Origin of the sequence: Streptomyces chisholmiae (assembly GCF_031845445.1) — a bacterium.
GTDB lineage: Bacteria > Actinomycetota > Actinomycetes > Streptomycetales > Streptomycetaceae > Streptomyces > Streptomyces chisholmiae.
Genome location: NZ_JAVREO010000001.1, coordinates 236,650 through 248,725 on the forward strand (window position 1 = coordinate 236,650; position 12,076 = coordinate 248,725).

Sequence of the window (12,076 nt, forward strand, 5' to 3'; positions counted from 1 at the left end):
GGCGACCACGTTCACGCCGCCTCCCGCGCCGGGTAGGTCAGCCGCCCGTCGCGCACCCGGGCCCACGGGGTCAGGGTCGCCTCCCGGCTGCTGGTCGGCGACAGGATGTCGAGTACCGGCACGCCGGCGACGAGCAGCGCGTCGGTGATCAGCCGCCGGTGGCAGCGCCAGGGCACCGCCTCGCTGCACATGATCGCCGGCCGGGCCCGTTCGGCCAGCCGGAGCAGCTCGGCCAATCCCTCGGCGAACGCGTCGGTGGCCAGGTAGTCGGCGTAGTCGCGGAACGCCTTGACCCGCCAGGCGTCGTTGACGCTCGGCACGCCCTTCGGGGTGTGCCGCCGGCCGCCCAGCTTGGGCAGCCACCGGTAGCCGAGGTCGGCCGGCAGTTCATCGACGAGCGCCGACCGGTTCCACCGGGGGTAGGCGCGGGAGGACGGGAAGGAACGGACGTCGACCAGGCAGGTGACGTCGTGCGCGCGCAGCATCGTCACCAGCTCGTCGACCTCGCGGGTCGAGTGGCCCACCGTGCAGACCCGGTGCACCGTCCCTCACCTCCCGACCGACGCGGCTACCACCTGGCGAGGGCCGCCCCGCGGTGCAGGGCGACGTGGTCGGTGCGGTCGCTGCGGATCGCGTACTGCGGTTCGTCCTCGGAGCAGCGGTGGATGTGGCCGTGGTACTCGACGTCCTGGGTGTGCTTCTCGATGATCACGCCGGTCACGTATCCGGCTTCCGAGTTCCATCTGACATGGTCGCCGACCGCGAACTGTTCCGCCATTTCCGGTCCTTTCCGCTCGTGGAGGTGCCGGACGGGCGGCCTCCCGGTAGAACGGATACCACCGGTTCACCCGGCGCGCCGCCCGGCGGCGGCCAGCGAGGAGGGCGGCGGGATGGGCGACGGCGGTCAGCGCGGGCCCGCGGCGCCCGACTTCCCGGCCCGGACGGCGCCGGCCGTGCGGTCGGTCGCCGAGCTGGACGCGGCCGTGACGACCTGCCGCGCCTGCCCGCGGCTGGTCGCCTGGCGGGAGGAGGTCGGCCGCCTCCGGCGCCGGGCCTTCCGGGACTGGGAGTACTGGGCCCGGCCGGTGCCCGGCTTCGGGCCGGTGGACGCGCCGCTGGCGCTGGTCGGCCTGGCCCCGGCGGCGCACGGCGGCAACCGCACGGGCCGGGTCTTCACGGGTGACCCGTCCGGTGACGCCCTCTACGCCGCGCTCTACGACCTCGGCCTGGCCTCCCAGCCGACCGCCACCCACCGCGGCGACGGCCTGCGGCTGCACGGGGTGCGGATCATGGTGCCGGTGCACTGCGCGCCGCCGGAGAACCGGCCGACCACCGAGGAGCGGGCCAGGTGCGGCCCGTGGCTGGCCCGCGAGCTGGCGCTGCTGCGGCCCGGGCCGCGGGCCGTGGTGGCGCTCGGCGGCTTCGCCTGGCGGGTGCTGCTGCCGCTGCTGGCCGACGCCGGCTGGCGGTTGCCCAGGCCGCGGCCGGTCTTCGGACACGGCGTCGAGGTGACCCTGGCCGACGCGGCCGGGGCGGGGCGGCTGCACCTGGTCGGCGGCTACCACCCGAGCCAGCGCAACATGTCCACCCGCACCCTCACCCCGGCCGGGTTGCGCGCGGTGCTCCACCGGGGCGCGCGGCTGGCCGGGCTGGACACGGTGGCGCCGCCGGGGGAGGCCGGCTGAGCCGCTACGGCGTGGCGTGGTCCTTGTCGCCGCCGGGTGGGGCGGCCGCCTCGGCGCGGGCCGCCGCCATCCCGACGGCGGTGGCCGCGACCGGCTCCTTCGGGTCGTCCACCGCCCGGGGCAGCCGGTAGCAGAGCCGGCCGAACCAGAGGTACGCCACCAGATAGCCGAAGCCCAGGCAGATCACGCCGCCGACCGCGTCCAGCCAGAAGTGGTTGGCGGTGGCCACGATCACCAGCAGGGTGAGCACCGGGTAGAGCGCCCCGAGCAGCTTGATCCACAGCGGCCTGGCCAGCACGGCTATGGTGATCCCGCACCAGACCGACCAGCCGATGTGCATCGAGGGCATCGCCGCGTACTGGTTGGAGACGGAGGCCATCGCGCTGTCCTCGGCGGACAGCGAGCCCCAGGTGTCGTGCACCCGGGCGGTGTCGATGAAGTCCATGCCCTCCATCAGCCGGGGCGGCGCCAGCGGGAAGAAGTAGTAGCCGAGCAGGGCGACGCCGGTGGTGAGGAAGAGCACCAGCCTCGTCGGGCCGTACCGGCCGGGGTGCGAGCGGAAGAGCCAGACCAGCACGGCGATGGTCACCACGAAGTGCAGCGTGGCGTAGTAGTAGTTCATCGACACGACGAGCCAGGTCACGCCCTCCACGGCGTGGTTGACCGTGCGCTCGAAGGCCAGGCCCATGCTGCCCTGCAGGTCCCAGATCCAGCGGGCGTGCCGTTGGGCGTCCTCCACCCGGTCCGGCGCCGCGTTGCGGATCGCCGAGTACACCGCGTAACTCACGGCGATGAGCAGCAGTTCGAACCAGATGCGCGGGCGGCCGGGGAGCCTCGGCCGGGAGAACCGTCTGCTGGGGGCGGACACGGTCGCTTGTCGCTCGGTCACGGATGTGGCCGCTTCCACTCGTTCATCGGTCGGACTGACGCTCGTTGCCCCCATGGGCCACTAGTCTGCCAGAGCGCCACCGTCCGCCCGATCATCCTTCGGTCTGGTCTTCGGCCCGGTGTGTCCGCCGTTCGGGGGATGCCGACCCCGAGGTCAGGGGAGGGGGGCCGGGGTCAGGCGTGGGTGCCGGGCGGGGCGGCGGCGGTGGAGCCGCGCACCACCAGCTCCGGCATGAAGACGAACTCGCTGGGCGGCGCCGGGGTGCCCCCCAGCTCCTCAAGCAGCGCCCGCACCGCGGCCTGGCCCATGGCCGGGACCGGCTGCCTGATGGTGGTCAGTGGCGGGTCGGTGAAGGCGATCAGCGGCGAGTCGTCGAAGCCGATCACCGAGCAGTCGCCCGGCACCGAGAGGCCGCGCTGCCGGGCGGCGCGGATCGCGCCGAGCGCCATCATGTCGCTGGCGCAGATCACCGCCGTGCAGCCGGCGTCCAGCAGCGCGTTGGCCGCGGCCTGGCCGCCCTCCAGGGTGAAGAGCGAGTGCTGGATCAGCCCCTCGGCCCTGGCCTGCGGCATCGACAGCTCGGCGGCCATGCTCTCCACGAAGCCCGTCATCTTCCGCCGCACGGGCACGAACCTGGCCGGCCCCAGGGCCAGCCCGATCTCCCGGTGGCCGAGCGAGACCAGGTGCGTGACGGCCAGCCGCATCGCCGCCCGGTCGTCGGGCGAGACGAAGGGCGCCCGCACGCTCGGCGCGTACCCGTTGATCAGCACGAAGGGGACGCCGCTGGCCCGCAGCCGGTCGTAGCGCTCCATGTCGGCCGAGGTGTCGGCGTGCAGTCCTGAGATGAAGATGATGCCGGCGACGCCCCGCTCCACCAGCATGCCGGTCAGCTCGTCCTCGGTGGAGCCGCCGGGGGTCTGGGTGGCCAGCACGGGCGTGAAGCCCTGCCGGGTCAGCGCCTGGCAGATGACCTGGGCGAACGCGGGGAAGATCGGGTTCTCCAGCTCGGGTGTGATCAGGCCCACCAGGCCGGCGCTGCGTTTCTGGAGGCGCGCGGGCCGCTCGTAGCCGAGCAGGTCGAGCGCGGCCAGCACGGACTCGCGGGTGGCCGAGGCGACGCCTGGCTTGCCGTTCAACACCCGGCTGACGGTCGCCTCACTGACCCCCGCCTGGGCTGCGATGTCGGCTAGCCGCGCGGTCACAGTCCGGGACCTTACCTGGCGTCGCTGACACTGCCTACTCGGGGCGGACAACTGTCCTGACATGTGGGGACATTCGGGGCCGCGGCGGGGCTCGCCGGCCGGGTCGCGCGCCGCGCCGGGGCCGGTGTGCGCCGGGGCGGGTGCGCATCAGCCCCCGCGCCACCTCCGTCGCCCCCGTCGCCCCCGTCGCCCCTTGTGTCGCCCCACCCGGGCCGCCTCCGGCCCCCGCCCGGCGGGCCCCGGTGCGCGCGGCTCGCGGGGCCCCGTCGGCCGGCCGCCGGGCGGTCGGCTGTGCGCTCCGTGGCGGGAAAAGTCCTGTCCAGCGCACTCTTGCAGAAATTTGCCGCAAGGTCTTTCCAAAATCTTGCGGCACTGTTACGTTCCTGCTCGGCCCGGCGCAGCACTGGCGCGGCGCATAGGGTGGCTATATCGCCCTGAATCGGGCGTAACGGTTGAAGGAGTTCACATGCGGCGCAGCATAGGGACCACGGCCGTGCTGGCGGCACTGGCTGTTACGGCAACAGCTTGCGGCGGGGACGACGGTGGCGGCGACGAGGGCGGCAGCACCGTCACCTTCTGGGACACCTCGAACGAGACCGAAGCCGCGGTCTTCGAGGCGGTCGCCAAGGAGTTCGAGGACCAGCACCCCGATGTCACCGTCGAGTACGTCAACGTCGGCTTCGACGACGCGCAGAACCGCTTCAAGAACGCGGCCGGCGCGAACGAGGGCCCCGACGTGATGCGTACCGAGGTGGCCTGGGTCGCCGACTTCGCCAGCCTCGGTTACCTCTACCCGCTGGACGACACCGCCGCCCTGGAGAACCAGGAGGACTTCCTCCCCGAGGCCTGGGCCAGCACCCAGTACGAGGGTCAGACCTACGCCGTGCCGCAGGTCACCGACACCCTGGCGCTCTTCTACAACAGGTCCCTGCTGGCCGAGGCCGGCATCGAGGTGCCCGAGACCCTGGACCAGATCCGGCAGGACGCCGGCGCCCTGGAGGAGATCGGCACCACCCCGCTCTACGTCCGCGGTGACGACCCCTACTGGTTCCTCCCCTTCCTCTACGGCGAGGGCGGCGACCTGGTGGACGCCGACGCCCAGCAGGTCACCATCGACAGCGAGGCCGGCGTGGCGGCCTTCGAGCAGATGAACGACCTGGTCGAGTCCGGGGTCGCGATCAGCGACACCACCGACGGCTGGGAGAACATGATGTCCGCCTTCGCCGCCGGCGACGTGGCGATGATGGTGAACGGCCCCTGGGCCATCGCCGACGCGCAGGCCGCGCTCGGCGAGGACCTGGGCGTGGCCCCCGTCCCCGGCGGCGCGGCCCAGCAGGGCTCCCCGCTCGGCGGCTGGAACTACGGCGTCTACTCCGGCACCCCGGACGCCGACGCCTCCTTCGAGTTCGTCAAGTACATGAGCTCCGCCGAGACCCAGGCCCGGATCACCGAGGAGCTGAGCCTGCTGCCGACCCGCGAGTCCGTCTACGCGGAGCCCGCGGTCGAGGCCAACGAGATGGTGCAGTTCTTCAAGCCGGCCGTGGACGTCGCTCACGAGCGCCCCTGGATCCCGCAGGCGCAGTCGCTCTTCGAGCCGCTCCAGCACTCCATCGAGGCCATGCTGACCGGCTCCGCCTCGCCGGAGGAGGCCGCCAACAACACCGGTGACGCCTACCGTGACCTGCTCGAAGACTGGCAGTGAGCACCGGTCCTGGCGGACGAAGGGCACACCCCATGGCTGACGCGACAACCCCCACCAGCACGCAGGACCCGGGCCCGCCGCCCGCGCCCGCCGGCCCCGGTACCCCCGGGGCCGGCCCGGCCGGCCGGGCCCGCCGCCCCGGGCGGCCGCCGCTGCGCAACCGACTCGGCGACTACTGGTACGCCTGGGCGATGATCGCCCCCGTGGTCGCGGTGATCAGCGTGATCATCGGCTGGCCCCTGGTCCGCGGCATCTACCTGTCGCTGACCGACGCCGACGAGTCCAACGTCGAGCGGACCATCGGCGTCAACACCATCGAGGCGACCTACGAGTTCGTCGGCCTCGACAACTACGTCGACGTCCTCACCGACAACGCCTTCTGGGACCGGCTCGGCTGGACCGTGCTGTGGACGGTGGCCTGTGTCGGCCTCACCTTCCTCGTCGGCCTGAGCCTGGCCAACATGCTCAACCGCTCCCTCCGGGGCCGCACCCTCTACCGGATGGCGCTGATCCTGCCCTGGGCGATCCCGGCCTTCGTGTCGATCTTCGCCTGGCGGATGCTCTTCAACGAGCGCAACGGCATCCTCAACGGCGTCCTGGAGAACGGCGGCATCGACGGCGTCTCCTGGCTGTCCGACCCGACCTGGGCCAAGATCTCGGTGATCGCGGTCAACGTCTGGCTCGGCGTGCCGTTCATGCTGATCGCCATGCTGGGCGCGCTCCAGTCCATCCCCGCCGAGCAGTACGAGGCGGCCGAGATGGACGGCGCCAGCGCCTGGCAGCGCTTCGTCAACATCACGCTGCCCGGGGTGCGTTCGGTCAGCATGACGGTGGTGCTGCTCAGCACCATCTGGACGTTCAACATGTTCCCGGTGATCTTCCTGCTCACCCGGGGCGGACCGGCCGGCTCCAGCGACATCCTGGTGACCGAGGCGTTCCGGCTGGCCTTCGTCAACAGCCCACGTGACTTCGCCGGTTCGGCGACCTGGGGCGTGTTGATCCTGCTGCTGCTGGTGCTCTTCGCCGTCGCCTACCGCAGGGCGCTGCGCCGGCAGGGAGAGGTGTGGTGACCATGGCGACCGATACCACCCGGGTCGACGGCACGGAGCCGCTGCCCGTGCCGGGACCGGCCAGGACCGGTGGCGCCGGCGGGCGCGTCCGCCGGACCAGGAAGCGCGGCGAGCGCGGACCGCTGGCCTCCGTGGGGCTGCACCTGACGCTGCTGGTGGCCGCGTTCATCGCGCTCTTCCCGCCGCTGTGGCTGCTGGTGACCTCGTTCAAGCCGAAGAGCGAGACCTTCTCGCTGTCGCTGATCTCGGACTTCACCCTCGACAACTACGACCACGTCATCAACAACACGGCGTTCCTCACCTGGTTCGGCAACTCCGTGGTGATCGTGTTCGTGACCACCGTGATCGGGGTGCTGATCTCCTCGACCACCGGCTACGCCCTCAGCCGCTTCCGGTTCCCCGGGATGCGCCCGCTGATGTGGACCCTGCTGATCACGCAGATGTTCCCGATGGCGGTGCTGATCGTGCCGCTGTACAACCTGATGGCCAAGTACGGCCTGCTCAACCAGCCGGTCGCGCTGATCGTCACCTACCTCACCATCGCGGTGCCGTTCTGCGCCTGGATGATGAAGGGCTTCTTCGACACCATCCCGGTCTCCATCGACGAGTCGGGACGGGTGGACGGCCTCACCCCGTTCGGCACCTTCTGGCGGCTGGTCATGCCGCTGGCCAGGCCCGGGCTGGCCGTCACCGGCTTCTACACCTTCGTGACCGCCTGGGCCGAGGTGGCCTACGCGACCGCCTTCATGACCGGCGAGGAGAACCTCACCCTCGCCGGTGGCCTCCAGACCTTCGTCAACCAGCACACCCAGGACTGGCATCTGATGACGGCCGCGGCCGTCCTGATCGCCGTTCCCGCGACGCTGGTCTTCGGGTACGCCCAACGGCATCTGCAGTCCGGGCTCACCGCCGGCGCCACCAAGTCCTGACGGCACGGCGCAGCCCCACCGACCGCCCACCACCCACCTCAGGGATGTCATGACCCAGCACCTCGCTGACCGCACCCAGCCGACCAGCGAAGCCCGCCCCCCGCGACCCGGCGGCGAGCCGCAGGCCGCCGCCCCCAGCCGCTCGGAGTGGTGGCGGGAAGCGGTGATCTACCAGGTGTACCCGCGTTCCTTCGCCGACGGCGACGGCGACGGCATGGGCGACCTGGCCGGCATCCGGGCCCGGCTGCCCTACCTGGCGCAGCTCGGCGTGGACGCCGTCTGGCTGAGCCCCTTCTACGCCTCCCCCCAGGCCGACGCCGGCTACGACGTGGCGGACTACCGGGCCATCGACCCGATGTTCGGCAACCTGCACGACGCCGACGCGCTGATCCGCGACGCCCACGACCTGGGCCTGCGGATCATCGTCGACCTGGTGCCCAACCACTCGTCCGACCAGCACGAGTGGTTCCAGCGGGCGCTGCGCGACGGCCCGGAGTCGCCGCTGCGGGACCGCTACCACTTCCGCCCCGGCCGCGGCACCGACGGCGAACTCCCGCCCAACGACTGGGAGTCCGTCTTCGGCGGCCCGGCCTGGACCCGGGTCACCACCCCGGAGGGCACCCCGGGCGACTGGTACCTGCACCTCTTCGCCCCGGAACAGCCCGACTTCAACTGGGAGAACCCGGCCGTCCGCGACGAGTTCCGCTCGGTGCTGCGGTTCTGGCTGGACATGGGCGTGGACGGCTTCCGCATCGACGTGGCGCACGGTCTGGTCAAGGCGCCCGGCCTGCCCGACATGGGGCACGCCGGCCAACTGCGCCTGCTGGGCACCGACGTGCTGCCGTTCTTCGACCAGGACGGGGTGCACGAGATCTACCGCGCCTGGCGGGAGATCCTCGACGAGTACCCGAACCAGCGGATCGGCGTCGCCGAGGCCTGGGCCCCCACCGAGCAGCGCACCGCGCTGTACGTCCGGCCCGACGAACTGCACCAGGCGTTCAACTTCCACTACCTGAACACCCCGTGGGACGCGGCCGAGCTGCGTCGGGTCATCGACGCCTCGCTCGACTCGATGCGGCCGGTCGGCGCCCCCACCACCTGGGTGCTCTCCAACCACGACGTGGTCAGGCACCGCACCCGGCTGGGCGGCGGGCTGGCCCGGGCCCGCGCCGCCAGCCTGCTGATGCTGGCGCTGCCCGGCTCCGCCTACGTCTACCAGGGCGAGGAACTGGGGCTGCCCGAGGTCACCGACCTGCCCGACGAGGCCCGCCAGGACCCGGCGTTCTTCCGGCGCGGCACCGGCGGCGACGGCCAGGACGGCCAGGACGGGCTGCGCGACGGCTGCCGAGTGCCGATCCCGTGGGCCAGGGACGGCGCCTCGTTCGGCTTCGGCGGTGGCACCGGCTGGCTGCCGCAGCCCGCCGGCTGGGGCGAGCTGTCGGTCGCGGCCCAGACCGGCGACCCGGACTCCACCCTGGAGCTGTACCGCGCGGCGCTGGCGGCCCGCCGGGCGCAGCCGGCGCTGGGCGGCGGCGACTCCGTCGAGTGGCTGACCGCGCCCGACGGCGTGCTGGCCTTCCGCCGCTCGGCCGACGGCGGCGCGGTGCTGGTCGCGGCCAACACCACGGACGCGCCGGTCGAGTTGCCGGCCGAGTTCGCCGAGGCGGGCGAGCCGCTGCTGGCCAGCGGCCCCTACCGGGCCGGCGGCCCGCTGCCGGCCGACACCACCGTCTGGTGGCAGGTGTGAGCCAGCCGGTCCCACCGGTCGCCCCGCCCGCCCGGCTCGCCGACATCGCCCAGCAGGCGGAGGTCAGCGAGGCCACCGTCAGCCGGGTGCTGAACGGCCGGACGGGCGTGGCGTCGGCCACCAGGCAACGGGTGCTCGCCGCGCTCGACATCCTGGGCTACGAACGGCCGGTCCGGCTGCGGCAACGCAGCGCGGGGCTGGTCGGGTTGGTGATACCCGAGCTGACCAACCCGATCTTCCCCGCCTTCGCCCAGGTCATCGAGCAGGCGCTGGCCGGCTACGGCTACACGCCGGTGCTCTGCACCCAGACCCCGGGTGGCGCCACCGAGGACGAGCTGGTGGAGCAGCTGGTGGAGCGCGGCGTCACCGGCATCGTGTTCCTCTCCGGGCTGCACGCCGACACCACGGCCGACCCGGCCCGCTACACCCGACTCGCCGGCAGGGGTGTGCCGTTCATCCTGATCAACGGCTTCAACGAGCGGATCGGCGCGCCCTTCGTCTCGCCGGACGACGCGGCGGCCAGCCGGATCGCGGTCCGGCACCTGCGGGAGCTGGGCCACCGCCGGATCGGCCTGGCCGTCGGCCCGCACCGGTTCGTGCCGGTGCGGCGGAAGGTCGCCGGCTTCGAGGCGGCCGTCGTCGCCGAGAACGAGCGGCTGACCGCCGACGACGGCCGCGGCCCGGTGGTCGGCGAGGTGCGGCACACCCTGTTCAGCGTGGAGGGCGGCCAGGCCGCCACGGCCGCGCTGCTGGACGCCGGCTGCACCGCGGTGGTGTGCGGCAGCGACATGATGGCGCTCGGCGCGATCCGCGCGGTGCGGCAGCGCGGCCTGTCGGTGCCCGGCGACGTGTCGGTGATCGGCTTCGACGACTCGCAGCTGATCGCCTTCACCGACCCGCCGCTGACCACCGTGCGGCAGCCGGTCGCCGCGATGGCCAGCGCCGCCGTGCACACCCTGCTGGAGGAGATCAACGGGAACCCGGTGCAGCACACCGAGTTCGTCTTCCAGCCGGAGCTGGTGGTGCGCGGCTCCACCGCCGCCGCCCCCGCGGCCTGACCCCCGCCGCCCGTTCGGCCCGCCGGTCCGCCGGCGGGCTTCCGCGTGCGCCCGCCGTGCGGCAGGGTGGACGGGGCGCGCCGCGCGGAGGGAGCGGGCCGATGGCCGAGCTGCTGATCAGGGGCGCGCTGGTGCTCGACGGCACCGGCGCGCCGGGCCGCCGGGCCGATGTCACCGTCGACCGCGGCCTGGTCACCGCCGTCGGCGGCGCCGGCCTGACCGGGCGGCGCGTGCTGGACGCCGACGGCCTGGCGCTGGCCCCCGGCTTCGTCGACATGCACGCCCACTCCGAGCTGAGCCTGCTCACCGACCCGGACCACACCGCCAAGGTCGCCCAGGGCGTGACCTGCGAGGTGCTCGGCCAGGACGGCCTCTCCTACGCCCCGGTGGACGACACCACCCTCCCGCAGCTGCGCCAGGCCATCGCCGGCTGGCACGGCGACCCGCCCGGCCTCGACTGGGACTGGCGGGACGTGGCCGGCTACCTGGACCGGCTGGACCGCGGCTCGGCCGTCAACGCCTGCTACCTGGTGCCGCACGGCACCGTCCGGATGCTCGCCATGGGCTGGGCCGACCGGCCCGCCACCGGGCCCGAGCTGGCCGCCCAACAGCGGCTGCTGGCCGAGGGGTTGCGCCAGGGCGCGGTCGGTCTGTCCGCCGGGCTCAGCTACCCGCCGGGCCGCTCCGCACCGACCGCCGAGTTGGTCGCGCTCTGCCGGGTGGTCGCGGCGCACGGCGGCTTCTTCGCGCCCCACCACCGCTCCTACGGGGCGGGCGCGCTGGCCGCCTACGCCGAGATGGTCGAGGTGGCCAGGGCCGCCGGCTGCGCCTTGCACCTGGCGCACGCCACCCTCAACTTCCGAATGAACCGGGGCCGTTCCGGTGAGCTGCTGGCGCTGCTCGACGCGGCGGCCCGGGACGGCGTCGACCTCACCCTGGACAGCTACCCCTACCTGCCCGGCGCCACCACGCTGGCCGCGCTGCTGCCCGGCTGGGCCGCCGAGGGCGGGCCGGCCGCCACCCTGGCCCGGCTGCGCGACCCGGCCGCGCTGGCCCGGATCCGCCACGACCTGGAGGTGGTCGGCTCGGACGGCTGCCACGGGGTGCCGGTCGAGTGGGACACCATCCGGATCGCCGGCTCCCGGGACCCGGCGGCGATCGGCGCGACGCTCGACCAGCTGGCCGCCCGCGCCGGCCGGTCCCCGTTCGCGACCTTCGTCGCGCTGCTGCTGGCCGACGAACTGTCCACCGCCATCCTCCAGTTGGTCGGCAACGAGGAGAACGTGCGGGCCGTGATGCGGCACCCGGGCCACACCGGGGGCAGCGACGGACTGCTCGCGGTGGCCCACCCGCACCCGCGGGCCTACGGCACCTTCCCCCGCTATCTGGCCCGGTACGTCCGGGAGTTGGGGGTGCTGACGCTGGCCGAGTGCGTGGCCCACCTGGCCGGCACCCCGGCCCGGCGGCTCCGGCTGCGCCGGCGCGGGCTGGTCCGCGCCGGCTACCACGCGGACCTGGTGCTCTTCGACCCGGCCACGGTGGCCGACACCGCCACCTTCGAGGAGCCCAGGCGGCTGCCGCGCGGCATCCCGCACGTCCTGGTGGCCGGCGTGCCGGTCATCGCCGACGGGCGTCCCACCGGCGCCCGCCCCGGCCGCGCCCTGCGCCGCCACCGGGACGCCACGGTCCGCTGACCGCGCGGGCCGGGGACCACCCGCGCTCCGGCGGGCGGAGCCCCCGGCCGAGCGGGCGCGTGAGGCCCGTGACGGCCCTCCGCTCAGCCGGGGTACGCGG

Annotated in this window: 11 protein-coding genes; 7 read left to right on the forward strand and 4 right to left on the reverse strand. The window is 73.6% G+C overall.

Annotated elements, in window-relative coordinates; genetic code table 11:
* Window positions 1–11: 11 nt before the first annotated feature.
* Together RM844_RS01020 and RM844_RS01025 are read right to left on the reverse strand one after the other, a co-directional pair.
* Window positions 12–542, reverse strand: a complete 531-nt coding sequence (locus tag RM844_RS01020) for a DUF488 domain-containing protein (RefSeq protein ID WP_311663541.1) — start codon at window positions 540–542, stop codon at window positions 12–14.
* Between the two features lie 26 nt (window positions 543–568).
* On the reverse strand, window positions 569–778 hold the full coding sequence (locus RM844_RS01025; protein WP_311663543.1) for a hypervirulence associated TUDOR domain-containing protein: 210 nt from the start codon (window positions 776–778) through the stop codon (window positions 569–571).
* A gap of 112 nt (window positions 779–890) precedes the next feature.
* On the opposite strand from RM844_RS01025, the gene RM844_RS01030 reads away from it, so the two are divergent.
* Window positions 891–1,685, forward strand: a complete 795-nt coding sequence (locus RM844_RS01030) for a uracil-DNA glycosylase (RefSeq protein ID WP_311663545.1) — start codon at window positions 891–893, stop codon at window positions 1,683–1,685.
* Window positions 1,686–1,689: 4 nt separating this feature from the next.
* Here the strand turns inward: RM844_RS01030 and RM844_RS01035 are convergent, their stop codons facing one another.
* Together RM844_RS01035 and RM844_RS01040 are read right to left on the reverse strand one after the other, a co-directional pair.
* Window positions 1,690–2,628: a phosphatase PAP2 family protein gene (locus RM844_RS01035; RefSeq protein ID WP_311663547.1), complete on the reverse strand. Its 939-nt coding sequence runs from the start codon at window positions 2,626–2,628 to the stop codon at window positions 1,690–1,692.
* A gap of 119 nt (window positions 2,629–2,747) precedes the next feature.
* On the reverse strand, window positions 2,748–3,776 hold the full coding sequence (locus RM844_RS01040) for a LacI family DNA-binding transcriptional regulator (RefSeq protein ID WP_311663549.1): 1,029 nt from the start codon (window positions 3,774–3,776) through the stop codon (window positions 2,748–2,750).
* Between the two features lie 466 nt (window positions 3,777–4,242).
* On the opposite strand from RM844_RS01040, the gene RM844_RS01045 reads away from it, so the two are divergent.
* The 6 genes from RM844_RS01045 (at window position 4,243) to RM844_RS01070 (ending at window position 11,976) form a co-directional block, all read left to right on the forward strand.
* The gene (locus tag RM844_RS01045) at window positions 4,243–5,478 is read left to right on the forward strand and encodes an extracellular solute-binding protein (RefSeq protein WP_311663551.1); all 1,236 of its coding nucleotides are present in this window, start codon (window positions 4,243–4,245) and stop codon (window positions 5,476–5,478) included.
* Between the two features lie 32 nt (window positions 5,479–5,510).
* Window positions 5,511–6,548, forward strand: coding sequence for a carbohydrate ABC transporter permease (locus tag RM844_RS01050; protein WP_311663553.1), 1,038 nt, complete (start codon window positions 5,511–5,513; stop codon window positions 6,546–6,548).
* A gap of 2 nt (window positions 6,549–6,550) precedes the next feature.
* Window positions 6,551–7,477: a sugar ABC transporter permease gene (locus RM844_RS01055; RefSeq protein ID WP_311663555.1), complete on the forward strand. Its 927-nt coding sequence runs from the start codon at window positions 6,551–6,553 to the stop codon at window positions 7,475–7,477.
* 49 nt (window positions 7,478–7,526) lie between these two features.
* Complete coding sequence (locus RM844_RS01060) at window positions 7,527–9,224, forward strand: glycoside hydrolase family 13 protein (protein ID WP_311663558.1); 1,698 nt, start codon at window positions 7,527–7,529, stop codon at window positions 9,222–9,224.
* The gene (locus RM844_RS01065) at window positions 9,212–10,282 is read left to right on the forward strand and encodes a LacI family DNA-binding transcriptional regulator (RefSeq protein ID WP_394814382.1); all 1,071 of its coding nucleotides are present in this window, start codon (window positions 9,212–9,214) and stop codon (window positions 10,280–10,282) included. Before RM844_RS01060 ends, RM844_RS01065 begins: the two co-directional genes overlap by 13 nt.
* Before the next feature lie 101 nt (window positions 10,283–10,383).
* Window positions 10,384–11,976 carry an N-acyl-D-amino-acid deacylase family protein gene (locus tag RM844_RS01070; protein WP_311663562.1) on the forward strand — a complete coding sequence of 531 codons (1,593 nt, stop codon included), beginning with the start codon at window positions 10,384–10,386 and terminating at the stop codon, window positions 11,974–11,976.
* The last annotated feature ends 100 nt before the right edge of the window (window positions 11,977–12,076 follow it).

Excerpts from the sequence above, each read along its gene's own strand:
- RM844_RS01055 (WP_311663555.1), top strand. The coding sequence starts at position 6,551 with ATGGCGACCGATACCACCCGGGTCGACGGCACGGAGCCGCTGCCCGTG.
- RM844_RS01030 (WP_311663545.1), top strand. The coding sequence starts at position 891 with ATGGGCGACGGCGGTCAGCGCGGGCCCGCGGCGCCCGACTTCCCGGCC.
- RM844_RS01050 (WP_311663553.1), top strand. The coding sequence starts at position 5,511 with ATGGCTGACGCGACAACCCCCACCAGCACGCAGGACCCGGGCCCGCCG.
- RM844_RS01045 (WP_311663551.1), top strand. The coding sequence starts at position 4,243 with ATGCGGCGCAGCATAGGGACCACGGCCGTGCTGGCGGCACTGGCTGTT.
- RM844_RS01025 (WP_311663543.1), bottom strand. The coding sequence starts at position 778 with ATGGCGGAACAGTTCGCGGTCGGCGACCATGTCAGATGGAACTCGGAA.
- RM844_RS01070 (WP_311663562.1), top strand. The coding sequence starts at position 10,384 with ATGGCCGAGCTGCTGATCAGGGGCGCGCTGGTGCTCGACGGCACCGGC.
- RM844_RS01035 (WP_311663547.1), bottom strand. The coding sequence starts at position 2,628 with ATGGGGGCAACGAGCGTCAGTCCGACCGATGAACGAGTGGAAGCGGCC.
- RM844_RS01060 (WP_311663558.1), top strand. The coding sequence starts at position 7,527 with ATGACCCAGCACCTCGCTGACCGCACCCAGCCGACCAGCGAAGCCCGC.